This window comes from uncultured Maricaulis sp. (genome assembly GCF_905480005.1).
Lineage (GTDB): Bacteria > Pseudomonadota > Alphaproteobacteria > Caulobacterales > Maricaulaceae > Maricaulis.
In genome coordinates this window covers 1-24588 of sequence record NZ_CAJQOO010000128.1, presented here as the reverse complement: position 1 = coordinate 24588, position 24588 = coordinate 1, and the positions used below count along the sequence as shown (strand labels likewise).

The 24588-nt window shown below is 63.7% G+C and carries 20 protein-coding genes; 13 read left to right on the top strand and 7 right to left on the bottom strand.

Annotated features, from left to right (window positions below; all coding sequences use genetic code 11):
- On the top strand, window positions 1–1554 hold a 1554-nt coding region (locus QZ266_RS11620), incomplete at its 5' end, for a DUF6055 domain-containing protein (protein WP_295695330.1).
- Between the two features lies 1 nt (window position 1555).
- Here the strand turns inward: QZ266_RS11620 and QZ266_RS11615 are convergent.
- Genes QZ266_RS11615 through QZ266_RS11595 form a run of 5 tightly spaced genes read right to left on the bottom strand, consistent with a single transcriptional unit; the run spans window position 1556 to window position 7779 of the window.
- Window positions 1556–2119, bottom strand: coding sequence for a molybdenum cofactor guanylyltransferase (locus tag QZ266_RS11615; RefSeq protein WP_295695328.1), 564 nt, complete (start codon window positions 2117–2119; stop codon window positions 1556–1558).
- Window positions 2116–2931 (bottom strand): formate dehydrogenase accessory sulfurtransferase FdhD, encoded by an 816-nt coding sequence (gene fdhD, locus QZ266_RS11610; protein ID WP_295695326.1) that lies wholly within the window; start codon window positions 2929–2931, stop codon window positions 2116–2118. The genes QZ266_RS11615 and fdhD overlap by 4 nt, the downstream gene beginning before the upstream one ends.
- Window positions 2906–5761 carry a formate dehydrogenase subunit alpha gene (gene fdhF / locus QZ266_RS11605; protein WP_295695324.1) on the bottom strand — a complete coding sequence of 952 codons (2856 nt, stop codon included), beginning with the start codon at window positions 5759–5761 and terminating at the stop codon, window positions 2906–2908. Before fdhF ends, fdhD begins: the two co-directional genes overlap by 26 nt.
- Window positions 5762–5770: 9 nt before the next feature.
- Window positions 5771–7306, bottom strand: coding sequence for an NADH-ubiquinone oxidoreductase-F iron-sulfur binding region domain-containing protein (locus tag QZ266_RS11600; RefSeq protein ID WP_295695322.1), 1536 nt, complete (start codon window positions 7304–7306; stop codon window positions 5771–5773).
- Window positions 7303–7779 carry an NAD(P)H-dependent oxidoreductase subunit E gene (locus QZ266_RS11595; RefSeq protein ID WP_295695320.1) on the bottom strand — a complete coding sequence of 159 codons (477 nt, stop codon included), beginning with the start codon at window positions 7777–7779 and terminating at the stop codon, window positions 7303–7305. The genes QZ266_RS11600 and QZ266_RS11595 overlap by 4 nt, the downstream gene beginning before the upstream one ends.
- A gap of 204 nt (window positions 7780–7983) precedes the next feature.
- On the opposite strand from QZ266_RS11595, the gene QZ266_RS11590 reads away from it, so the two are divergent.
- On the top strand, window positions 7984–8640 hold the full coding sequence (locus tag QZ266_RS11590) for a response regulator transcription factor (RefSeq protein WP_295695318.1): 657 nt from the start codon (window positions 7984–7986) through the stop codon (window positions 8638–8640).
- Between the two features lie 12 nt (window positions 8641–8652).
- On the opposite strand, the gene QZ266_RS11585 is transcribed toward QZ266_RS11590, so the two are convergent.
- Both QZ266_RS11585 and QZ266_RS11580 read right to left on the bottom strand, forming a co-directional pair.
- Window positions 8653–10440 carry a hybrid sensor histidine kinase/response regulator gene (locus QZ266_RS11585; protein WP_295695316.1) on the bottom strand — a complete coding sequence of 596 codons (1788 nt, stop codon included), beginning with the start codon at window positions 10438–10440 and terminating at the stop codon, window positions 8653–8655.
- A 78-nt stretch (window positions 10441–10518) separates the two neighbouring features.
- Entirely contained in the window at window positions 10519–11907 is a 1389-nt protein-coding gene (locus QZ266_RS11580) for an MFS transporter (RefSeq protein ID WP_295695314.1), read from the bottom strand.
- A 210-nt stretch (window positions 11908–12117) separates the two neighbouring features.
- Between QZ266_RS11580 and QZ266_RS11575 the strand changes: the two genes are divergently transcribed.
- The 11 genes from QZ266_RS11575 (at window position 12118) to QZ266_RS11525 (ending at window position 24396) form a co-directional block, all read left to right on the top strand.
- Entirely contained in the window at window positions 12118–12873 is a 756-nt protein-coding gene (locus QZ266_RS11575; RefSeq protein ID WP_295695312.1) for an AraC family transcriptional regulator, read from the top strand.
- A gap of 92 nt (window positions 12874–12965) precedes the next feature.
- Window positions 12966–13898 carry an aspartyl protease family protein gene (locus QZ266_RS11570; protein ID WP_295695311.1) on the top strand — a complete coding sequence of 311 codons (933 nt, stop codon included), beginning with the start codon at window positions 12966–12968 and terminating at the stop codon, window positions 13896–13898.
- 189 nt (window positions 13899–14087) lie between these two features.
- Window positions 14088–16175 carry an amidohydrolase family protein gene (locus QZ266_RS11565; RefSeq protein ID WP_295695309.1) on the top strand — a complete coding sequence of 696 codons (2088 nt, stop codon included), beginning with the start codon at window positions 14088–14090 and terminating at the stop codon, window positions 16173–16175.
- A gap of 116 nt (window positions 16176–16291) precedes the next feature.
- Window positions 16292–17173: a sugar phosphate isomerase/epimerase gene (locus QZ266_RS11560; RefSeq protein WP_295695307.1), complete on the top strand. Its 882-nt coding sequence runs from the start codon at window positions 16292–16294 to the stop codon at window positions 17171–17173.
- Window positions 17174–17309: 136 nt separating this feature from the next.
- On the top strand, window positions 17310–18017 hold the full coding sequence (locus QZ266_RS11555; RefSeq protein WP_295695305.1) for a DUF4129 domain-containing protein: 708 nt from the start codon (window positions 17310–17312) through the stop codon (window positions 18015–18017).
- Entirely contained in the window at window positions 18014–19393 is a 1380-nt protein-coding gene (locus QZ266_RS11550) for a hypothetical protein (protein WP_295695303.1), read from the top strand. Before QZ266_RS11555 ends, QZ266_RS11550 begins: the two co-directional genes overlap by 4 nt.
- The gene (locus QZ266_RS11545; protein ID WP_295695301.1) at window positions 19390–20352 is read left to right on the top strand and encodes a MoxR family ATPase; all 963 of its coding nucleotides are present in this window, start codon (window positions 19390–19392) and stop codon (window positions 20350–20352) included. Before QZ266_RS11550 ends, QZ266_RS11545 begins: the two co-directional genes overlap by 4 nt.
- Window positions 20352–21641 carry a DUF58 domain-containing protein gene (locus QZ266_RS11540; RefSeq protein ID WP_295695299.1) on the top strand — a complete coding sequence of 430 codons (1290 nt, stop codon included), beginning with the start codon at window positions 20352–20354 and terminating at the stop codon, window positions 21639–21641. The genes QZ266_RS11545 and QZ266_RS11540 overlap by 1 nt, the downstream gene beginning before the upstream one ends.
- Complete coding sequence (locus QZ266_RS11535) at window positions 21638–22639, top strand: stage II sporulation protein M (protein ID WP_295695297.1); 1002 nt, start codon at window positions 21638–21640, stop codon at window positions 22637–22639. The genes QZ266_RS11540 and QZ266_RS11535 overlap by 4 nt, the downstream gene beginning before the upstream one ends.
- On the top strand, window positions 22639–23544 hold the full coding sequence (locus QZ266_RS11530; RefSeq protein WP_295695295.1) for an RDD family protein: 906 nt from the start codon (window positions 22639–22641) through the stop codon (window positions 23542–23544). Before QZ266_RS11535 ends, QZ266_RS11530 begins: the two co-directional genes overlap by 1 nt.
- Before the next feature lie 42 nt (window positions 23545–23586).
- Window positions 23587–24396: a hypothetical protein gene (locus tag QZ266_RS11525; protein WP_295695293.1), complete on the top strand. Its 810-nt coding sequence runs from the start codon at window positions 23587–23589 to the stop codon at window positions 24394–24396.
- Window positions 24397–24588 lie beyond the last annotated feature (192 nt).

Sequence of the window (24588 nt, the reverse complement as noted above, 5' to 3'; positions counted from 1 at the left end):
GCGACCGACCCGAATGCGGAAGTGCCCTTTGACTTCGACTCGATCGAGCGTGATGTGTTTGCCGAACAATCCGGCATGATTGCCGGTCGCGACACCGAATTCGATTATCCGCTGGAGCTTGAAGCCGGTCAGACCGTCATGGTGTTGGCGGAGGCGCTCAGCGGCGATCTCGATACCGTGCTGCGCCTTGTCGGCGAAGACGGATTCCCGGTTGCGCTCAATGATGATCGCGGCGATGGCTCGCTCAATTCCGCGATCGCCTTCACGGCGCCGGAAGATGCCAGCTATACGCTTGAACTCCGACGCTATCGCAGTGGCGAGAGCAGTGGCGACTATCGCCTCGAACTGTCCTTTGTGGACGCCACCGTCGTCGACACATTGCAGGATCTGCTGGAAAACAGGGTCGCCCTGAGCGGTCCGGAACTGGTCATCGAGACCGAAGATTTCCGGGTCCACTATACGCTCGAAGGCGTCGATGCCTCTTCCACGGAATACGCCGAATCCGTCGGGGTCACCCTGCAATCCATGCTCGACGAGCAGGTGTCGCGCATTGGTTGGGCCGAACCCGTCCGCGATGATGACGGGCGCTATACAGCCTTTGTCGCTGATGCGGATGGCTCCATGGGTGTGACCTATCCGGTCCAGATTGTTTTCGACAATGTGCATACCGGTGATGTCCGCGAGACCTCTGCGGCGCGGACCGTTTTTGTGGTCGACAATGATTTTGTCGGCATGGGCAAGACGGCGTCGGTGCACAGCCTGATGCGCGCCACGGCGACGCACGAATTCAACCACGTCATCCAGTTCGGCTATGACTCCGAAGAGGGTCTGGACTGGCTCTATGAGGCGACGGCCTCCTGGACCGAGACCACCACGGTCGGCAGCGACCAGGACGCGACTGACTATGTCGCGACCGATTTTGCCGCGCCGGAAATCTGCTGGACGACGAGCGAGAGCGGGTATGATTACGCCCAATGGACGCTGTTGCAGTCGATCGCCGACAGCTATGGCGAGGGGCTCATCGTCGAGATGTGGGAAAACAGCGTCACGCTGGATGGTTTCGACACCATGTCGGCTTCGCTGGAGCGTGTCGGGACAACCATTCCGGACGTGATCCAGCGTTGGCGGGCCCAGAATTACGCCATGGCATATGATCTCGCGCCGATGTTCACCGATACGGTGAATATCCAGCACAATATGGATAGTGAGCGTGGCTGGATGTCCAAGGGCGGGCTGGAACAGCTTGGAGCGAACTATATCGCGCTCGACATGGACGGACGTTTCGGGTTCGAGTTGAGCGGCGATGACGGGCTTGAGCTGGTCGCTCTGGGACACCGTGATGGTGTGGTCGATGTCACCCCGCTGGGGCGTGCCGGTACGGTCGATACGACCGGCTATGACCATTCCGCCCTGATGGTATTCCGCCGCACCATGCCGGAAGCGCCGGGTGTGTGTTCGGGTACGGGTTATTCGCTCGATGTGACGTCGTCCACCTCAACCCCGCCGCAACCCGCTTATCAGTTCGATGCGCCGCATTTCTCGGCGCCGGGCTAGGTCAGTCCACATCCGCTTCAGCCGCGGCCAGGTCTTCGGCTGAATTGATATTGCGAAATGCGCCCGGATCGTCGAATGCGACGGTTCGGGCGTTGGCGTCCCGGGCCAGTTGAATGAGGGCCAGACCGGCGCCGGCCGGGCGGTGCGTCAGCTGCGCCTCGACTTCGTCCGGCGTCCAGGCCGAGAAGGCCGGTTGCATCCGCCCGCCTGCATGCGCGATGGCTGGTAGCGGTCCGGCGCACAGGCGTTCGACCAGATCCAGAGGAAGAAATGGCGCGTCCACCGGGACGGCAACCAGCCCGCTATCCGGGACGTCGGCCAGGTGCCTCGCGGCGGCATAAAGGCCTGCAGCAGGCCCGGCGGGACCGTCAGTCCGGTCGGCCAGAACCGTCAAACCGCTTCCATAATCTGAGCGACCGGAGATCAGGACCTGGTCGACCTGCGGTGCCAGGCGCTCCAGGACATGATGGATGAGGGGCCGACCGTTCAGGATCGCCGACGCCTTGTCGATGCCGCCCATGCGTCGAGCCTGGCCGCCCGCGAGGATGAGGCCGATGCGCATCATGGGACCCGGACGAAGTGCCCGCTGCTCCGCGCATACAGCGCAATGCGGGCCTCCCGGGCTTTGCGGATGGCAAAGGCGGTGGGCGCGGACAGGGTCGCAATTGCCGGCAGTCCGGCGCGCGCGGCTTTCTCCACCAATTCATAGGAACAGCGGCTCGACATGACGACGAAGCCGTCGGTCGTGTCCCGTCCGTCACGGACCAATGCACCGACCAATTTGTCGAGGGCGTTGTGGCGACCGACATCCTCGCGGGCCGCCAGCACCTCTCCCCCGGAAGTCGCCCAGGCGGCGGCATGAACCGAGCGGGTCCGGGCGTTGAGGGGTTGCCAGGCCGGCAGGGCGGCCAGGGCGGCGGCAAGGGCGTCCGGGCTGAGCTCGATCGCGCGGTCGGCGATGGGTGGCAATGGCCGGGTCAGGCTCTCGGCGTTATCCAGCCCGCACAGGCCGCATCCGGCCCGACCCGGCAAGGTGCGTCGGCGCTGAATGAGGTCAAAGCGTTCCAGACGTTCCGCATTGAGCGTGATGTGAAGGTCGATTCCGACCTCTTGATGCACGATCTCGATGGTCTCGATTTCGCCGGGATGGCGGATGATTTCTTCCGCGAGCGAGAACCCGATAGCGAAATCGGCAAGGTTATCAGGCGTGCCCAGCATGACGGCGTGATTGCGCCGGTTGTAGACGAAAGCCACCGGGACTTCCTCGGGCACAGCCCATTCGGCGCCATCGGCCAGGACGAGGTCCGTTGCTGCCGCCGCGGCGACACCCTGTTCGGTGATCACAGGCCCGCTATTCGGCCGGTTCGACACGATCATCTCGCTGGATTCTCCGGCTCGGTGCCGCCTGCTCGGCATGGGTTTCCTGCCAGGCCGAGCGATGATTGGCCGGGCTCACCTCGACGGCTGTCACCTTGTATTCCGGGCAGCTGGTCGCCCAGTCGGCATTCTCGGTCGTGATCACATTGGCGCCGGTCTCCGGGTGATGGAAGGTCGTGTAGATGACGCCTGGCGCCATGCGTTCGGAGATCCGGGCACGCAATGTGATCTCGCCCTTGCGGGAGCGGACAGAGACCCATTGTGCGTCCTGGATGCCGCGTGTTTCCGCGTCACTGGGGTGCAATTCCAGCACATCCTCGTCATGCCAGCGCGAATTCTCCGTGCGCCGCGACTGGGCGCCGACATTGTACTGGCTGAGAATACGGCCCGTGGTCAGGATAAGCGGGAATTTGCGATTGGTGCGTTCGGTGGTCGGGACGAATTCAGTGACCACGAAATTCCCCTTGCCGCGCACAAATCCGTCGACATGCATGATCGGCGTGCCCTGTGGAGCGCGCTCATTGCACGGCCATTGCACGCTGCCCTCGCGATCCAGGCGGGCGTGGGATACATCGCCAAATGTCGGGGTCAGGGCGGCGATCTCGTCCATGATCTCCGCGCTCGTGGTGAAGGATTTCACCGCATAGCCCATCGCTTCGGTCAGGGCCTGGGTAACGGCCCACTCATCCATGCCGGTCTTGTTGCGGACCGCCGGGCGAACCCGATTGATGCGGCGTTCGGCATTGATGAAACAGCCATCCTTCTCGAGGAAGGAAGTGCCGGGCAGAAAGACATGGGCGAAGCGGGCCGTCTCATTCAGGAAGAGGTCCTGGACAACGAGAATATCGAGCGCTGTCAGTGCCGCTTCGACGTGCTGGGTATTCGGATCGGACTGGGCGATGTCCTCGCCCTGGACATAGAGACCACGAAAATTTCCCGCGCAGGCCTCGTCGAACATATTGGGAATGCGCAGGCCTGGCTCTGCGTCCTGTTTGTGCTCCCAGGCGGTTTCGAAAATGGCGCGTGTGGCGTCATCGCTGACATGGCGATAGCCGGGAAACTCATGCGGGAAGGAGCCCATATCGCAGGAGCCCTGGACGTTGTTCTGGCCACGCAACGGGTTCACGCCGACCCCGCGGCGCCCGATATTGCCGGTGGCCATGGCGAGGTTGGCCATGCCCATGACCATGGTCGAGCCCTGGCTGTGCTCCGTAACACCGAGGCCGTAATAGATCGCAGCCGCGCCACTCTTGGCATACAGGCGTGCCGCCGCCCGGATATCATCGGCCGGGACACCGGTGATTGGCGCCGCGCTTTCCGGCGAATTGGCCTCATCCTTGATGAAGGCGAGCCAGTCATCGAAGGAATCGACTTCGCAGCGTTCAGCAATAAAGCGATCGTCCAGCAGGCCTTCCATCGCCGCGACATGGGCAAGGGCGTTGACCAGGGCGACATTGGTGCCGGGCTGAAGCGCCAGATGATGCGCCGCCGCGACATGGGGTGTGCGCACCAGGTCGATGGCGCGTGGGTCGGCCACGATGAGTTTGGCACCCGCGCGCAGCCGACGCTTCATTTGCGAGGCGAAAACCGGGTGGGCGTCGGTCGGATTGGCACCGATGAGCAGGATCACATCCGCGTCTTCGACGCTGTCGAAATCCTGGGTGCCAGCGGAGGTCCCGTAGGTCTGCTTCAGGCCGTAGCCGGTGGGTGAATGACAGACCCGGGCACAGGTATCGATATTATTGTTGGAGAAGGCGGTGCGGACCATTTTCTGGACCAGCCAGACTTCCTCGATCGTGCAGCGTGAGGACGAGATGGCCCCGATCGACTTGCGGCCGTGTTCGGCCTGAGTCGCCTTGAACCGGTCTGCGGCAAAACCGATCGCCTCGTCCCAGCCGACCTCGCGCCAGGGCTGATCGATCGCGTCGCGGATCATCGGCGTGGTGATGCGGTCGGCATGGGAAGCATAACCCCAGGCGAAGCGGCCCTTGACGCAGGAATGGCCATGATTGGCCTTGCCGTCCTTGTCCGGCACCATGCGGATGACCTGGTCGCCCTTCAGCTCGGCCTTGAAGGAGCAGCCGACGCCGCAATAGGCGCAGGTGGTCTTCACGGACCGATCCGGCACGCCGTGTTCGACAACGGCTTTTTCTTGCAGCGTCGCCGTGGGACAGGCCTGGACGCAGGCGCCGCAGGAGACGCATTCCGAGTTGAAAAAATCAGGACCGCCGACCGAGATGTGCGAGTCGAAGCCACGGCCCTCAACCGTCAGGGCGAGGGTTCCCTGGACTTCGTCACAGGCACGTACGCAACGCGAACAGACAATGCATTTGGACGGTTCGAAGTCGAAATAGGGGTTGGAGACGTCCTTGGTCTGCCCGCCATGATTCTCACCGGCGAACCCGTAGCGGACATCGCGCAGGCCAACGGCCCCTGCCATGTCCTGGAGCTCGCAATCGCCATTGTCCGAACAGGTCAGACAGTCGAGCGGGTGGTCGGATATGTAGAGCTCCATCACCCCGCGACGCAGGCGGGCGAGCCGGTCGGTTTGGGTGGTCACCTTCATGTCCGCCTCCACCGGGGTGGTGCAGGAGGCCGGCGTGCCGCGCTTGCCGTCGATCTCGACCAGGCAGAGTCGGCAGGACCCGTAGGCCTTCAGGGAGTCGGTCGCGCAGAGTTTGGGGATTTGCGTGCCCAGTGACATCGCGGCCCGCATGATACTCGTGCCTTCGGGAACCGTGACCTCGAAACCGTCGATTTCGAGCGTGACGCCTGTCTCGCTCCCGCGCGGTGCCGGGGTTCCGAAATCGATCTCCTTGTCCAGGGGCATGGCGGGGTCCTACTCGGCGGCCAGACGGGTGAAGTCTTCGGGAAAGCGCTCGATCGCGCTGCGCACAGGCATGGGTGTCAGGCCGCCCATCGCGCACAGCGAGCCATCAGTCATCAGCTCACACAAATCCTGCAGCAGATCGAGATTGGCCTCGATCTCATCGCCGGCAATGATCTTGTCCAGCGTCTCCCGGCCGCGCGTGGCACCGACCCGGCAAGGGGTACACTTGCCGCAGGATTCGATGGCGCAAAATGCCATCGCAAACCGGGCCTGGTGCGCCATGTCGACACGGTCGTTGAACACGACAATGCCTCCATGTCCCAGCATGCCGCCAATCTCCGCCAGTGCTTCGTAATCCATGGCGACGTCGAGATCGGCTTCGCGCAGATAAGCCCCGAGCGGGCCGCCCACCTGGACGGCGCGCAATGGACGGCCGGACCGGGTGCCGCCGCCAAAATCCTCAATCAGGCTCCGCAGGGAGACACCGAAAGCGAGCTCGATGAGCGCGCCCCTCGCGACATCGCCGGCGAGCTGGAAGGCCTGGGTTCCGCGCGACCGACCGATGCCGAAATCGCGATAGGCTTCGCCGCCATGCGCGAGAATCCACGGGACGCTTCCGAGGGTCAGGACATTATTGACGATTGTCGGCTGGCCAAACAGGCCCGAGATCGCCGGGATGGGGGGCTTGGCGCGCACTTCTCCGCGCTTGCCCTCCAGGCTGTTGAGCATCGAACTCTCTTCGCCGCAAATATAGGCGCCGGCACCTGTGCGGACCTCGATGTCGACATCGGCGCCATCGACCAGGTCCCGAAAATGGCCGGCCTCGCGCCAGACATTGATCGCCTGTTTGAGCGTGCGGATGGCGTCGGGGTATTCCGAGCGCAGATAGACCAGACCATGGCGGGCACCAATCGCCCGCGCCGCGATGCACATGCCTTCGATCAGGGTGAAGGGGTCACCTTCCATGAGCAAACGGTCTGCATAGGTGCCGCTATCGCCCTCATCGGCATTGCAACACAGATATTTGCGCTCGCCGGACGATTTGCGCGCGGTTTCCCATTTGATCCCGGCGGGGAAGCCGGCCCCACCGCGGCCGCGCAGGCCCGATGTCTTGACCTGTTCGATGATTGTATCCGGTGCAAGAGTGCGAGCGACCTCCAGGCCCCTCAGCCCGCCGCTCCTTGCATAGGCCTCGAGGTCCGACGGGGCGGCCAGCCCGCAGCGCGCAAAAATCAGCCGCTGCTGCCGGGCCAGTTGCGGGATGTCCTCGACCGGACCGAGGGCCAGCTTGTGGCTGCTGTCAGGAAAGCCTGTCGCAACCAGGTCGGCGACATCGTCCGGCGTGACCGGGCCGAAGCCCAGGCGCACGCCATCGCGGTCGATCTCGACCAAGGGTTCAAGCCAGAACAGGCCCCGGGATCCATTGCGCACGATCTCGCAGCTGTCGGGCAAAGCCGCCGCCAATGCATCGGCAACCCCGTCCGCGCCGACCGAGCGGGCGGCCGAGTCGCCCGGAATATAGATGCGGTCGGGCAATCCGGTCATTCCACACCTCCGGACAGGACACCACTGACCGTCAATTCATCGATCAGGGCGTCTGGATCAAGTCGGCCGATCGGCCGGTCATCCAGGAGCGCGGCAGGCCCGAGGGCGCAATTGCCCAGGCAATAGACCGAGCGGATCTCGATCGTGTCCGCAGCGGAGGCAAATGCCGATTCAAGTCGGGTCGCTACGGCTTCACCACCAGATGCCTGGCACGCCTCTGCGCGACAGATTTTCAGGACATGGCGGGGTGCTGGCCGGCGGTTGAAGTCATGGTAGAAGCTGACCACGCCCAACACTTCTGCTCGGCTCAGATTGAGAGCGTCGGCAATGGTTGCAATCGCGGCATCGGACACAAAACCGCTCGCTCGCCGGACCGCGTGCAGGATTTCTATCAACGCGTCTGGCCGATTCGCCAGGCGAGCGCAGGCAGCGCGGGCTGTTGCGTCATCGATTGTGTCGATCAGCATGGGCATGGTGTGACGCCGGTCTCCCCAGCAAAGTGTTTGTTGTTACCGGGTATTATGACCCGTCACGCCTGACTTCCCAAATCGGCAAATCCCGAACCGAGTTCCGCAACAAGCGCTTGAGCCGATGCGCCGCCTCACCTAGCTTGCCGCCATGGGGAAGAGGGCTACCAACATCGCGACGTTCTACACCGACCGCTGCGGGTCGGGAGAATGAGTGCGCGCGGATGCCGGATCGCGCTGATTGATGATCATCGCATGTTCGTGGACGGGTTTGCTGTCCTGCTGGGATCACTGCGGCCGGATTACGAGGTGTGCACCTATGATGCGCCCGTAGCCTTTCTCGAGGACCTTGAAGCCGGTCAAAGCTTTGACCTGGTCATTCTCGATCTGGTGATGCGCAGCATGAATGGGTTGGCCGTGCTTGCGGCGATGCGCGATCGCCGGTTCCGCGCGCCGGTTCTTGTTCTTTCCGGCATCGGATCAGAACCGCCGATCGCGGAGATGCGGTCGCTGGGCGCGCGCGGATTCGTGCACAAGTCCGCCGATACGGCGGTGCTCGTTGAAGCGGCAGATGCCCTCCTTGCCGGAAAGACATGCTTTATCGAGCAAGACGGGCGTGAATCGGATCTGACGGATGCCCATGACCCTGACCTGGCGGCCCTGGTTGACGGCGTCCCGACGCTGGCGCCACGCCAGACGGAAATCCTCCACCTGATCGGCAAGGGAGAGACCAACAAGGCGATCGCTGCGCGGCTGGATATCAGCGAGAACACCGTGAAGTCCCATCTGCGGGCGGTATTCGAGGCGCTGGGGGCTCACACGCGCACGGCCTGTGTCCGCAAGGCCCAGGCCCTCGGCCTGATCTGATCCCGACGCGCCTTATTCGGCCCCCGATGTCCGCGCCAGTATCTCGAGAAGCACACTTTGCACGAGTGCGGGATCCGCAGGTTTGGTAATGACGGTGACATCCGCAAGGCCGGCCAGTTTCTCGAACTGATAGATGTCGCCGGTCAGCAAAATGGCTGGTGTGTCCGCAGCCAGTTCAGCGCGAAGTGCGGCAATGGTTTCCAACCCGTCTTCCCCGTCGGCCAGGCGCTTGTCGACAATCAGCAGTGCCGGCTCCGATGTCGCCCATGACAACAGGTTCACCGCTTCCTCGCCGGAGCCCGCCGCGACGACGCGGCAATTCCAGTCCGTCAAGACGATGGCGAGGGAGTCCCGGATCGCCGCATCGTCCTCGACCAGAACGACCAGCGGTGTCCCGGTCACACGGTCCGGCCGGTCAGGGATTTCGGTCGGCTTCAGGTCGGCCGGCGCGCAGGCAATACGAAGTTGCGCGCGCGTGCCTTCACCGCTGGCCGAATGGAATTCCAGCTCCGCGCCCAGCTTGCTGGCGAGCTGGCGCACGATTGGCAGTCCGAGCCCGAGCCCGCTCTCGCCACCATCGACCGGTGTGGCCAGCTGGACGTATTCGTCGAATACCCGGTCCAGCTCATCGGATGGAATGCCCGGCCCGTTATCGCTGACTTCAATGAGCATGTCCGCGCCATCGCGGCGCGAGACAAGCCGGATTTGACCGCCGGGCGGGGTGAATTTCACGGCGTTGGAGAGCAGGTTTCGCAGGATGCGCGCCAATAGCAGGGGATCATTGTCGACGACGGCGGCCTCGATCCGGCTTTCCAGTGTGAGGGCATGTCCGCGAGCCGGCTCCGCGAATTCCTGTTCCAGTCCCTGCAGGATTGTCTCCAGCGCGAAGGGGCGTGGCTTCGCGACGATGGCGCCACTATCCAGACGCGCGGTTTCAACCAGCGCCTGAAGCAATTGCTGCTGGCTGCTCCAACACGCTTCGATCTTGTCGAGCAGCTCCAGATGTTCGGCTTGACGCAGCGTTCTGCGCATCGCGCCGATGAAGAAGCCCTGTGCCTGGAGAGGCTGGGCGAGATCATGGCTGGTGGCAGCGAGGAATCGGGACTTCTCCGCACTCACCCTCTCAACCAGCGCATTCTGTTCCTGAAGCCGTCGCGTCAGCTCGCGATTTCGTTCGGCCGCCAGCAGGGTCTGCGTCTGGATTTCTGCCCGCGCGCTCACCAGCAGGCCAAAGCCGTAATAAATCAGCAAGCCGACGCCGATCAGCCGGAGTGGCCCTTCCACCGTGACCAACCAGTAGCTGGTGAAGGGAAGCAGGTTTGCGCTGGACAGCGCGATGAATGTGGGCCGGTACTCCGCGCTTGGCATCATGCCGCCGACCGTGATCGCGAACACCATGTTGATGGCAATGAAGAGGTTGAGCAGTGACGTGTCGTCCAGAAAGGCGATGGCGAAGCTCGCCCAGACCAGGCCCGTGAGTCCGGAGATGAAAACATGGCCGGTCAGGTAGCGGCGGTAATTGGCCGGAGTGACGCCACCGGGCGCGATCAGGCGCGGATAGGCGAAGACCACACCGACCATGCCCCCGGCCCCCGCAACCCAGCCCGCCGCAAAGCGCAGATCGCCAGTCAGCATGATGAGGACTGTGAGGTAGAGAATGACACCGCCGATGATCAGGCAGGACATGCCCGTCCGGGCGAGGAGAAGCCGCGCCTGATCAAGGCGCATGTCGTGGAGGTCAGCGCTCAGCCCGGCCGTTTCCAGGCCGTCGTCTGACGTTGAAGTGCCGGCGTTGGTCATCCGGGCTTGGGCTCCAGGCGGTGCTGGCGGCTCCGGGCGGCCACCGTGTCCACAATCTGCCATTGCGCCCGCAGCCGCTCAACCGCCCGTACGGGTGGTCGCCGCTGCGATCCGCTCAAGGGCGTCATGATGGGCAGACCGATCAAGCGGGTAGCGCCAGATGACGCCGATCATGGCGAGGGTCAGGACCGCCGGGAGCCAGCTGGAAAGGGCGCGGATCGCGGTCAATGCGTCCGGCGATATCGCTTCGGGCGTGTACTGGCCGAGCGCGAGCATGCCGCCCGCACACAAGGCGGCAAGGCCGGCCGCCGCCTTCTGCACGAAGGTCGTCAGGCCGAAAATGCGTGTCTCGACACGCCGACCGGACTTGGCATGTCCGAAATCGACAACATCCGCGAGCATGGACCAGAACATCACCGGGATAGCGGCATTGCCCACCCCGCTGACCGCGATTGCCACAATCGCCATGATCGCCTGCGAGGGCGGCGTCAGCGCGAGGATGATGTAGCCGGTCGCGGCCATTGCCAGGCCACCGATGAGCGCGTTTCGCTTGGAGGTCCGGGCAGCGATCATCATCCAGACCGGCGCCGCGAGAATGATCACCAGAACCGGTGTCGCGAGCGCCACCATCTCCAGATCCGGGCGTACCAGCACATGATTGACGAGGTAGATGAGAGACTGCGTGAACAGGCCGTAGCCGACAGTTGCCAAAGCCATCAGGGTCAGCAGGCCCTGCAGGGGGCGGTTGTCGCGTGTCGCCGACCATAATCCGGCCAGTCCGGCGGTCCCTTTGAGCGGCTTTGCATCGGCGGGCAGGGGCGGTGCCTTGCGCATGGTCATGGCACAAATGACGAGTACCAGCGCCGACAGAGCGCCCAGGACAATGGCGGCCACCGCATGTCCCGTGCGCACGGCATCCTCGCCGGCGCCGGCGACCAGGATCGGCAGGAGTATGGCGGTCATCAGCCCACCCAGGGCGGCGAATATGACGCGGACGGCTGACAGGGCGCTGCGTTCATCACCATCCGTCGTCAAACGCGCCGGCAGCGCATTGTACGGCATGCTGGCGAAGGTGAAGGCGGTGCGGAAGAGAAGGTGAGTGAACAAGGCCCAGCCCGCCATGGCGAACATGTCGTTGAAGGGATTGGTGAAGACCAGGGCAAAGGCGATGCCCGCCGGCAGTGCCGCGACCCGAATCTGACGCCCGTATCCCGCTCCGCGATGTGCGCGTCGTTCGGACCATGTCGACACGATCGGGTCAGACACCGCGTCCCAGGCCATGCCGACAAGATAGATCAGACCGGCCAGCATGGGCGGCAGGCCCAGCACGTCCGTGTAGAAGTAAAGCAGGAAGAGCGCGCAAGCCTGCCATAGTGCGACGAAGGCGAAATCGCCTATTCCGTAGCCCATGCGCTGGCCAAGGCCGATCGAGGGCGGAGCCGCGGGATTGGTTGAGGGTTCGGGCACGGATCAGTCCTGTGGTCAGGGAGCGGGTCGTCGATGCGAGGTCCGGTGTCGACGAGCGACCCGGTTCGCCATTTCGTGATTTCCGGAAGTTATTGTGTCGCCTTTTGTTTTTCAAACCCGTTGTTTGTGATCAACGGCCCTTTCTCCGAGTTAATTCGGGCTGTCCGGGTGGCTAGGTTACGCTCACGCGCACTTAGCCCGGTACCGCCGATGTCATCGCCAGATCTGCCAGTGACCATTCCCAGCCGTTTTCGGGCGGCCAGCTTTGCCATGGCGGCTCATAGCCGAATACAGGGGCACGGCCATGATGGCTGGCATCTGCTTGAGGTTCACGAGGGCGGTTTCGAGGAAGAGAGACTCGGACATCTCAGTCGGGGCGATTTCCGCCTGTCGCCGCCGGGAAGTCAGCATGAAATTGCCGTCGCCGACTCGGTTGTCCGATGCCGCAACATTCATTTGACGGCGTCCGGGATGGGGCGGCGCCTTCCGCCAGGTGTCGCGCACAATCAGCTTGTCGTCCGGCGCTCCTTTTCGGCCAGAAGCCTGCCGGTCTGCGGTCCGCTCGCAGAGGCCCTGCAGGACGCCGAGCTTTTCGCCTGGGCATTCAATGTCATGCAGGATCCGGACTATCGAGGGCCCTCGACCCGTCTTGAGGAAGCGCGCCGGACGATCCTCGAGACATCGCGCCCGATCACGCGTATCGCTCGCGATGTCGGGATGACGGCGGAGCATTTGTCGCGAAGTTTTTCGCGGCATTTCGGGAGTTCGCCGGTGCAAGTCCGCAATGAGGTGCGCGTCCAGCGGGTGATGGATGCGCTTGGCGGCGATGACAGGCCGCTCGCCGAACTGGCCCTTGATGTCGGCTTTTCAGACCAGAGCCATATGACGAATACCCTGCGTCACCGGATCGGGCTGGCGCCGGGCCAGGTCAGGCGGGCGCTGCGCAGCCGCAGCCTTGCCGTCTGACTGGCCGCGCGCCTGACGAGATCAAATTCCTGCAATCCGCGCCGCCCGGTGCCGCCTAGTCTTGTCGAAACAATGCGACAGGAGAGATGCATATGTTGACCAATAAACGGTCCGGGGCAGTGTCCGGAAAACTGCGCCATGGCTTGCTGGCCGTGCTGCTGGGCTTCGCCGTGTCGCCCGCGTTCGCGGGCTTTTCGGACCCCGTTCGCGAGGCGGCGCTGGGCTTCGATTCCGGCGGGCGACCGACGGTGGTCGCCCGGATCAATGATGATCAGGACTTTGTGTTCGCCGTGGATACCGCCGCGCAGCGAACAACGCTGGGCCAGGATCTCGTAGCGACCCTGGGTCTCCAGCCGGATCCGAACGAGCGCGCGATGGCACATGGTGCCGCCGGCGTGCAGGAATTGGACATGTACCGAATTCCCCGACTGGAGGCGGCCGGACACAGCGTGTCGGACGGTCTCTACATGGCGGCGGCCCATGAATCAGAGCCTGGCAGCCACTCGCATGACGGTATCCTGGGGCAGGAATTCTTCACCGGCGGTGTGCTCGACCTCGATTTCGAGGCCGCGCGCATGACCGTCTCGGGCAGCCCGCGATCGCGGGACGTCTCGGCGACCTTGCCGGCGCGCCTGATGCATGGCGGCTTCGTTCTGGTCGACATAACAATCAATGACGTTCGCGCAGTCGCCGTTATTGATACCGGAGCCGCGGAGAGTTTCGCCAATCTCGCCTTGCAGCAGGCACTCGATGTGGAAGTCGGCAGCGACGGTATCGAGGTCGAGCGGTCCACCCAGGGGATAACGCAGCAAGAGAGCGAGCGACTGATCGGCTTTCGCGGCGGCTATGACTTCAACGGGTATCGTGTGGACGCCGCGCCCGTCAGCTTCACGGAGAGTCCGATCTTCCAGGTCTTTGACCTCGCCGGGACACCGGCCGTTATCCTCGGCATGGATGTGCTCGGACGAATGCCGGGATTGCGGATCAATTACCGCGAGCCCTCCTTTCAGATTCTGGCGCCCTGAACCGGCAAAGTGGAATCGGCATTGATTGCCAAAGCCCTCCAGCCGGGCGGGTTCGAAGCGCCGGGGGATGCCGCTGCCGGCGCATCAGCCGGTGCCGGAGCCCGTGCTGGAGACAGGGCCCGTGCTGGAGACAGGCTCGGAAAACGGTGCTAACCCTCGGCCCGGAGACTTGCCTCGGGGGAGAGAAACATGTCCGCATCCATGAAACCGATCTGGGCCAGCCTGGCCTTGGCCACGCTGGCGGCGTGCAGCCAGCCCGCGTCTCAGGACGACCCGGCAAGCGCTGATGCGTCTGCTGCGCCTGCTGCGTCCGCACCGGAGGCGCAGAACTTCACGGTCCTCGTCGGCGGAACCGAGATCGGGGCGCTGGATATCAGCCCGTCCGAGGACGGCTTCGGGGTCGAATTCGAGTATCGCAATAATGGCCGCGGTCCGACCGTGACCGAGACAATCGCGCTGGACGAGCAGGGCTTGCCAACCAGCTGGACGATTTCCGGGGCCTCGACCTTCGGCAATCCGATTGATGAAGAATTCAGCTATGCCGATAGCGAGGCGCGCTGGCGTGATGCGACCGGAAGCGACCAGGCCATCCCCGATGGCGACGCCTTCTACGTGCCTCAGGATGCCAGCCCCTACTGGCTGGCGATCGCCGCGCGGGCCCTGATGGATCGCGACGACATGACCATTCCGGCCCTGCCCGGCGGCGAGCTGCGCCTGTCCGAAGTCGATACGGTGACGGTCACCAATGGCGAGACAAGCCGCGACCTGATCGCCTACGGTCTCTCCGGCACGAGCGTGAACCCGACCTATTTCCTGATGGATGACCGCGCTTTCTTTGGCCTGATCACACCTGGCTTTGCCATTCTGGAAGCCGGTTATGAGGGAGAGGATGAGCGCCTGCGCGGCCTGGCCGCCGGTTATGGCGCCAGTCGTTTTGCCGAAATCCAGTCCCGTGTGGCCCACGACTATGACGGGCCTGTCCGTATTCGCAATGTGCGCGTCTTCGATCCGTCGACGCTGAGCCTGGGCGAGCCGGTTTCGGTGGTCGTCGACGGCGAGCGCATTACGGCCATCGACGCGCTTGATATTGCCACGCGTGACGGTGAGACCGAGATTGACGGGGCAGGCGGCTCGCTCATTCCCGGCATGTTCGAAATGCACGGGCACATGGGTGAAACCAGCGCCTTTCTCAATATCGCCGCTGGAGTCACCAGCGTTCGGGACATGGGCAATAATAACGAGGTTCTTGGCGCCCTGATCGATCGTATCGAGGCGGGTGAAGTCGCCGGGCCGCGCATGCATCGCAGCGGCTTTATCGAAGGGCAAAGCCCGTTCAGCTCGAACAATGGCATTCTGGTCAGCAGCGAGGCCGAGGCTGTCGCGGCTGTCGAGACCTATGCGGCGAGCGGCGATTACATCCAGGTCAAGGTCTACAACTCGATGAATCCGGACTGGATCCCGGCTGTCATCGAGGCAGCCCATGCAAACGGCTTGCGCGTGGCTGGCCATGTGCCCGCCTTCACCAATGCCAATGCGATGATTGCTGCCGGCTATGATGAGATGACCCACATCAACCAGATCATGCTCGGCTGGGTCCTCGAGGAGGGCGAGGATACCCGCTCGCTCCTGCGCCTGACCGCCCTGCGCCGTCTGCCGGGTCTCGATCTCGACAGTGCCGCGGTGCAGGAAACGATTGATGCCATGGTCGCCAATGGCGTGGCCGTCGATCCGACCTATGCCATCCATGAAGCGCTGCTGCTGTCGCGCAATGGCGAGCTTTCGCCGGGTGTTGTCGACTATATCGACAACATGCCGGTCGATACCCAGCGCAGCGCCCGCAGCGCCTGGGCGGATATCGCCACGCCGGAAGATGACGCCAATTATCGCGGCGCCTTTGATCAGATCACCGAGACCCTGCGTCGCATGCACGAGGCGGGCATCTTCATGGTGCCGGGAACCGATCTGGGCGGGTCTTTCGCCTACCATCGCGAGCTGGAACTCTACCAGAATATCGGCATGACCCCGGCCGAGATCATCGCCTGGGGCAGCCATGGTATGGCGGCGTATCTGGGTGTCGATGATGAGCTGGGCACGATCGCGCCGGGCATGCTGGCCGACTTCTTCCTGGTGCCGGGCGACCCCACCCAGGATTTCAAGGCGTTGAAAACCATCGCGCTGGTATCTGCCAACGGGACTTTCTACTACCCGACGGAAATCTACCCGGAATTCGGGATCGTGCCGTTCACGGGCATTCCCGCGGTCAGCACGCCGCGCTGATTCTGATCGGGATGTTGATCACCCCGCGCACCTGACCGGGTGCGCGGGGGAATGCCTCCATTCACGCTTGCCGGCGACCCTGCGCTTGGTGAAACATGGTGTTGGGGAGGGGCGTCATGCCTGATCAATCAAGACCACGGCCATCGCGGCGCGCTATCCTGCTGCAGGCCGGTGCCCTCGGTCTGGCCGCCTGTCCGCCGGGCGGAGCGGCCTGTCCGCCGGTGCGAACGGGCCTTCAGCTCTATTCTGTTCGTCAGGCGATGGCGATTTCAGTGCCTCGCACGCTGGAACGGGTCGCGGGGCTTGGCTATGGCGCTGTCGAGTTCGCCGGCTATTTCGACCAGGCTCCTGCCGAGATCGCGACCCAATTGGCGGCCTCGGGACTGGTATCGCCCAGCGCGCATGTCGACGCGCGGGCCAGTCGGGCCGATCCCGCGCGTGTCGTCGCCGAGGGCGCGCGCGCCGGTCATCAGTATCTTGTCGTCGGCTGGATCCCGCCCGAGGACCGGTCGAGCCTGGCGGACTGGCAGGGTTGGGCGGACAGCCTGAACCGGTTCGGTGAGGCCTGCCATATGGCGGGCCTGCGCTGCGCCTACCACAATCATGATTTCGAGTTTCTTCCTGTTGAAGGCCCGGGCATGGGCGGGCGTGTTACCCCCTGGGATGTGCTCCTGGAACGATGTGATCCATCACTCGTCGCCTTTGAGATCGACACCTATTGGGCACTGCATGCGGGCACCGATCCGGCTGTCCTGGTGGCACGCGACCCGGACCGGTTTCCGCTCTGCCATATCAAGGACCGCGCCGCGGATGGCAGTATGGCAGTCCTGGGAGAGGGTGAGACGGATTTTGCTCCAATCCTTTCGGCGCGGGGACCGGGCGGTTTCGAACAATGCTATGCCGAGCTCGACAATCCGGTTTCGGCCTTCGGGTTCGCGAGTGCAGCCGAGCCTGCCTTGTCCGAAATTTTGCGGGCCAACCAGACTTGCCCGGCGTGACGGTGCTGTCTAACCTGCCCTGCGGCTGCGTTCGCGGCTGTGTACAACCCTTCGGAGTCTGAGTTTGATGGCGTCTTCGCCCCGCCCCGATCCGGCGTCGCGAGAAGCGTCTGCCCTGCGACCATGGATGTGGTTGGTGGCGGTTATTGTGCTTGGGAGTCTCCTCGCGGTCGGGTTCTCGGGCCTGATGCGACGTGACCAGCCCGGTGAAGCCGAGATCGTGCCAAGCGACTATTCCGAAATGGCGGCGGAGCGCGGTCTTCAGGTCGATGTCGAAACGCTGGAGTCAGAGGATGACTGGCGCGCCCTCGCCGATATCGCCGACGTCCCTGACCGCGGTGGCAATCTGTTTGCCTGGCTCACCCTGGCGCGGGTGATTTTCTGGCTCTTCGTGGCACTGGCCGTCGGGGTTCTGGTTTTCCTGATCTATCTCGCAGTCCGGCATGGTGCGGGCCTGCGGGTCGAGACGCGTCAGGCGCCGAAGTCAGGCGATTACACGGCCAAAGGCAAGGGGGGGCGGGCAACCGCCACCGCTGATTTGCCGGTACTCACGCTCGATGAGATCGCGCGCCTGACGGATGCCGCCAGGGCGCTTGGAGCCTTGCAGCGCCTGGTGCTGAGCGCGGCGGCCGAGGCCACCGGTTCGGTGCTACGCCGTAGCGAAACCGCGCGCGAAGCGCTGCGCCGTCTTCCGCGCGATTGGGCGCATTACGAGCGGGTGGCCCGACTGGTCCGGATTGCGGAACATGTCCGCTATGCCGGTCAGCCACTCGAGGAGGGCGGGCTTGCCAGCCTAGTCGAAGATGCGCGGACGGTTCTGGCGGCCAAGGCGGCAACCTCATGAGTGCGCGGACCGGAGATAGTAATGTCCTGACCTGGCTGGTCGTCATCGCGATGGTCGCCCTGTCGGTCCTGGCCGCCTGGATTTTGGTCCAGCGTGACCGGGTGCCGCCGATCGAGCGCAGCGCTCTCGGTTTCGACGGGCTTGTTACCTGGCTGAATGCGGACGAGATCGAGACACGTCGCTTCATGGGGCAGGGCCCGCTCTCTGGCGAGCGTGTCGGACTGCGCATCCTGCCGCTCTATGATCCTGATCTGGGGTTTGGCTTCGGGCGCATGGGACGCGATCCGGAAGCGCCCTATCTGACACCCACTCTGCGCCCCATTCGCGACTATGTCGTGTCCTCGAAAGTCACGACCCTGCCGACTCTGGTGATTCTGCCCAAATGGCGGGGCGGGGTCCGCAGGCTGGGCGTGACGCATCCCGAATTCCTGATCCATCGGCCCGGCTCCGTGCCCGAGAGCGGCGAACCGGATGGATCCGACCAGTCGGCCGAGCGGATCGTGATCGCGCCATCGGAGGGCGCGGATCAAGTGGATGGCGTCAGCGACCAGTCGACACCGGTGTTTATAGCGCCGGATGTCCTGCCCGTCCTCGATACGGATTGGACCGATGTGCCCATGGCCGGCTTTCTGTCCGGCTCCGCCCGTCTGCGCGCGCCGCAATGGATGGAATTACCGGAAGGGTGTACGCCGATTGTCGGGGATGCCACCCGTGCCCTGCTGGCAAATTGCCAGATGGAAGATCATGAATATTGGGTCCTTTCCGATCCTGACCTGATGAATAATCATGGGCTTGCGAACGGTCAGAACGCTGAAATCGCCCGCGAACTGGTCCGCCAACTCGCCGGTGATGGCGATGTCCTGCTGGACTATTCGACCGCCATCTACCTCGTCGCTCGCCCGGACGAGCATCAACGCAGCTGGTCTGACATCGCCCGCATGTTCGAACCGCCCTTCACCTGGCTCTGGCTTGCCGCTGGCGGACTGCTGGCGCTTCTGCTGTGGCGTGCCGGCATTCGCGGACGCCCGCTCCTGTCCATGTTCGGGCAGGGCCACGGCGCAGCCCGGCGGGTCGCGCTGAAGGCGCAGGCCCGTCTGATGCGCAATGCCCATGCCGATGGTGCGCTGGTCCGCACCCTTGTGGCCAGTCGCCGCCAGGCACTGGCTGAAGCCTGGCTTGGCCGTGATCGCAAGGCCGGGCGTGCCTTCGAGCACGCGATTGCCCTGCTGCGGCTGAAAGATGCGGGCCTTGCTGACCGCCTGACCGATATTTTCAACCGCGCCGACGCCTTGCCGGATCGCATCCGGACCGAAGTCGCCGTCGACGCGCTCGCCGATGTGGAAGACGTCTACAAACTCGCCCTGGAGCTCGCATGACCCTCACCCTTGAACAATTCGCCGAGCGCGCCGAGACGCTGCGCTCGGAAATCCGTAAGACGATCCATGGCCAGGACCGGGTTATTGATCAGTTGCTGGTCGCCGTCTTTGCGCGTGGCCATGTGCTCCTGGAAGGGCCGCCGGGTACGGCAAAGACCCTCCTCGCGCGCAGTTTCGCCTCGGCTCTTTCGCTCGATTTCGGGCGTGTCCAGTTCACGCCGGACCTGATGCCGGGCGATGTCCTGGGCGCCAATCTGTTCGATTTCAGCTCCAATACATTCCGACTCGTGAAGGGGCCGGTCTTCACCGACATCCTGCTGGCGGACGAGATCAACCGCGCACCGCCCAAGACCCAGGCCGCCCTGTTGCAGGCGATGAATGAGCGAACGGTCACGATCGACGGTACGGATCACGCGCTGGGTGGTCATTTCCACGTCATCGCCACCCAGAACCCGATCGAACAACAGGGGACCTACCCGCTTCCGGAAGCCCAGAATGACCGCTTCATGTTCAAGCTGGTCCTGGATTTCCCCGAGCGCGAGGACGAGTTGGAAATCCTGCGCCGCCACGCGCTTCAGCCGCTGGATTTCGATGCCCGGACCGCCGCCATCGAATCGGTGATCACGGCCGCGGATATCGAAGGGGCACACGCCTTGATCGACGCCATCCGGCTGGACGAGAAAATCCTTGCCTACATACTCGATATTGTCCGTGCGACGCGCGTCGATGGCGATGTCCGCGAGGGGGCCTCGACCCGCGCCGCCGATGCCGTCGCCGCGGCAGTGCGTGCGAGTGCGGCCCTGGCCGGTCGCGACTATGCCATCCCCGATGATGTCCAGTCCCTGGTCCTGCCCGCGCTGCGCCACCGCATCCAGCTCGGCCCGACGGCCGAGATCGAGGGGCGGACACCGGATGATGTCCTCGGCGCGATTCTGACCCGGATCGAGGTGCCGCGCTGATGCGACCCACTCGGCGATTGCTGTGGGCGGCCCTGATCGCCCTGGGGGTGACGCTTGTCCTGCTCCCATTCTCGACCGATGACGGCAGTCTGCTGGCCATGCCGTGGCTGGTGCTCGGCTCGATCCTCGTGCTCGACCTGGCGGGCAGTGTGCGCCGTCGGCGCCGTCTCGAGCTTGAGGGGCCCTCGGCGATCTTCGCCGGGCAGACCGCGGAGTTTCGCCTGCATATCCAGCCGGACGCTCCGGGCGGACTGATCGCGCACTTCGACTGGCCGGAGGGTATTCGCGGCCCGGCCGATCTGAGTGCTGACGCCGGTGAGACGGTCCTGGACCTGAAGCTTGAGGGATGCGTTCGCGGCGATTGGCCACTCGGACATGTCTGGCTGAACTGGCCCTCGCGCTTCGGGCTGTTTGACTTCATTCCCCGCGCAGCGCTGAGCCATTCCGTCACGGTGATGCCGGATATCCGGCCGGTGACCCAGGGCCAGATTGACCTGGCCGTACACACAAGCCTGCATGGCCAGAAGGAATCCTTCGCCGAGGGCGAGGGGTCCGAATTCCACCAGCTGCGCGAATATGTTCCCGGTGACAGTCTGCGACGGGTGGACTGGAAACGCTCGGCCCGCCAGCGGCGCATGCTGTCCAAGGAGACGCGAGCTGAACGCAATCACAACATCATTATCGCGCTCGACCATGGCTATCTGATGCGAGAGACAATCGCCGGACTGCCCAAGATCGACCATGCCATCAATGCCGCGCTTGCGACGGCTTGGGCCGCCGCGGTCGGGGGCGACCAGGTCGGTCTCTATACCTATCATGCAAGGCCGCACAGCTGGATGCCGCCGGAACCAGGGCGCCAGATTTTCCCCAAGCTGCGCCGGGCGCTGGCCGGGTTGAGCTATGAGAGCGCGGAAAGCAATCCGACGCTGGCCCTGGCCACGTTGCAGACTCGGCTGCGCCGGCGCAGCCTGGTGATCATCTTCTCGGACTTTGTCGACACCACCACGTCAGAACTCATGGTCGAGCATCTCGGTCGCCTGTCGCGTGATCATCTGGTTATCTTCATCGCCCTGCGTGATCCCGAGACCGAGGACATGGCGCGCGTGCCGGTGCCGTCGCTTGACGCTGCTGCGGAAGCCGTGTCGGCCGCAGATCTGCTGCGCGACCGCCGGATTGTGATCGAGCGTCTCGGTCAGCTCGGCGTGATGGTGCTGGATGTCCGGCCTGACCAGCTCACACCGCGCCTGGTCTCGACTTATCTCGATCTCAAGGCGAGGGAGGTTGCATGAGTGACAGCCAACCGATCCGCTCGACCCGCTTCCGGGCTGAACGAGAGGCCGACTGGCTTGCGCTCGAGACCTTGGTCAAACGTGTGGAGTCCGGCGGAACGGGCCAGCTCGATTTCCAGGAATCCCGATCACTCGCGGAGCTCTACCGCAAGGCGACCACATCATTGTCGGTTGCGCGCGACATATCGCTCGACAAGAGCCTGCTCATTTACTTGGAATCCCTGGTGGCGCGCGCCTTTCTGGCGGTTTATGCACCGCAGGAACGCCTGTCCGGTGTCATCGGCCGCTTCTTCGGCGGCTCCGCCTCCGCCGCCGTGCGCCGGTCCGGCTGGGCCATATTGATGGCCTTTGCCGCGCTCTTCCTCGGTAGCTGGGTGGCAGCCTTGCTCTTCAATCAGGACCCGGCCTGGTATTACACATTCGTCCCGGCGGAACTGGCCGGCGAGCGTGGGCCAGGGGCCAGTACGGAAACCCTGCGCGCAGTCCTGTTCGATACCGAGGGCAACCTCCTGGCCCAGCTCGGGGCCTTTGCGGCCTTCCTCTTTTCGCACAATACGCGGGTCGCCCTCTTCTCCTTTGCGCTGGGGGTTTTTGCCTGTGTCCCCAGCCTGCTCCTGACGATCTATAACGGTCTTATCCTGGGAGCTTTCTGGGCCCTCTATGCCGATCGCGGCCTGGGCACGGAATTGTTTGGCTGGCTGTCAATTCATGGCGTGACGGAGCTCAGCGCGCTGGCGCTCGCTGCGGCGGGTGGCTTCCGGCTCGGTCTCGCTGTCCTCTTTCCGGGCGGGCTGACCCGAAAGGACTCGCTGCGGGCGGCCTCGAAGGACGCGGTCAAGCTGGCCCTGGTGGCGGCCTTGATGTTGTTCGTGGCGGGCCTTCAGGAAGGCTTTGCGCGGCAGCTGGTGACCGATACGACCTTGCGCATCGTGATAGGCTGGGGGATTGGCTTGATGTGGCTGGCCTGGTTCATGCTCGCCGGTCGGAGGGCGCGCTGATGGCCCGTCGGCAGACCCCGGCCGAACTGGCCCGCAAACTGGAAAATTCCCGGCGCTGGTTTGAACTGGTCCCGCCGGAAGGGGTCCCGATCCGCTTTGAAGTGGCGGGGCTCGCGGCCCGGTTCGGCGCTCAATTGCTCGATATTCTCATCACCGTGGTGGTGATGATCTCGATCATACTCCTGCTCGCGGTTCTGCCGTTTTCGATCGAGCCGCTTGTCTCGTCGCTCGCGGCCATCCTGATGCTGATGATCCGCGCGCCCTATTACATCCTCACCGAGCTGTTCTGGAATGGTCAGACCGTCGGGAAACGCGCGACGGGTCTCCGGGTGCTTGGGGCGGATGGCCGCGGCCTGACAACCCATGCCGTGGTCGCGCGGAACCTGATGAAGGAAGTCGAGATTTTCATGCCGGGCACGATGTTGCTGGTTTCCGGCAGCGTCGGCACGTTCTGGAACCTGGTTCTTCTGCTCTGGATCGTGATCGTTCTGGTCATCCCGCTCACCAATGCCAAGCGTCAGCGTCTCGGTGACCTCATCGCCAATACCTATGTCACGGCGCGGCCGAAATCCGTTCTTCTGCCGGACTTGTCGGGCTCGGCGCCGAAGTTGGATTTTGACTTCACGCCCGCACAGATGGAGCATTATGGTCGGTTCGAACTGCAAACGCTGGAAAGCCTGCTGCGAACCCGGTCCGAAACGCGCAGCTCCAACGTGCGTCGGGTGGAAAGCCTGGTTCAGGTCGCCGCCCAGATCCGGCGCAAGATCGGCTATGAGGAGCCGGTGCCGGATAGTCGGGCGCGCGAATTCCTGCACGCCTTCTATACGGCGCAGCGGGCATTTCTGGAGCAGAAACGCATGTTCGGGGACGTGCGTGATGACAAGCATCACCGTGATGACGACTAGCGTTCAACGTCGACATCATCTTAAGCGCCACAAGGGGGGCACATGACTGACACCAATCCAACACCGGCCATGAAGGCCGAGCTCGGCGTCGGGCGCATCATAGGCGGTGCGTTTGACCTGTACTTCAAGAATTTCCTGCTCTTTTTCGGCGTCGTATTCATTCCTTATCTGATCTACGCGACTCTCATCGTCACGCCGTTCCAGACGGCACTCGCGGAGGCGGGGATTAGTGGAGACGCGTCATCCGTGGTCGCGCCATTCCTGACGTATCTCGCGGCGACGATGATCTTCTTCATCCTGTTGCAGGCCGTGATCGTTCGCATGTCGATCTCGCTCCATACGCAGATGGGCGCTCAGATCGGCGCCGCTATCAAGGGCGCTGTTTTCGGACTCCTGCCCATGCTTGTGCTGGGCACCCTGGCCGGACTTGCGTCGGGTATCGCCTTCCTCTTTCTGATCGTGCCGGGGCTCTATGTCGTCGCGATCATTTACGTCTATGTCCCTGCGATCGTATTCGAAGGCGCGGGCTTCTCGGCTCTGGGACGAAGCGAAACGCTGACCAAGGGGTATCGCTGGGCCATTATCGGCCTCCTCATTCTGCTCGCCCTGATCAATATCGCCGTCATGTTTGGCGCCGGAATCCTGATCGCCATCGTGGGTTTTGCTGTTGACCCGAATGTCGTGCAGGAGGCCTCGGACCCTGTCACGCCCATATGGATGAATATCCTGTCCTCGGCCCTCCAGGCCGTGGTCCTTCCAATCGGTCTCATCGCCTCCGGCCTGGTCTATGCGCGCCTGCGCGAGATCAAGGAAGGTGGTTCAACTGGCGATCTGCTGAAAGTGTTCGAGTAGGCGACAGTCCGAACGCGTCGGCTAGAGCACCTGACCGTCATCAATCGTGAGGGCGGTTCCGGTGATCTGGCCGGCGGTCGGGCCCGCCAGCATGAGAAGGGCGTCGTCGAGCGCGGTGATGTCCATCAGGCGCTTGCGTGGCAGGCGAGCGATCTGCTTCTGGCCGCCCTCGGTCGCGAACCAGTGGGCATT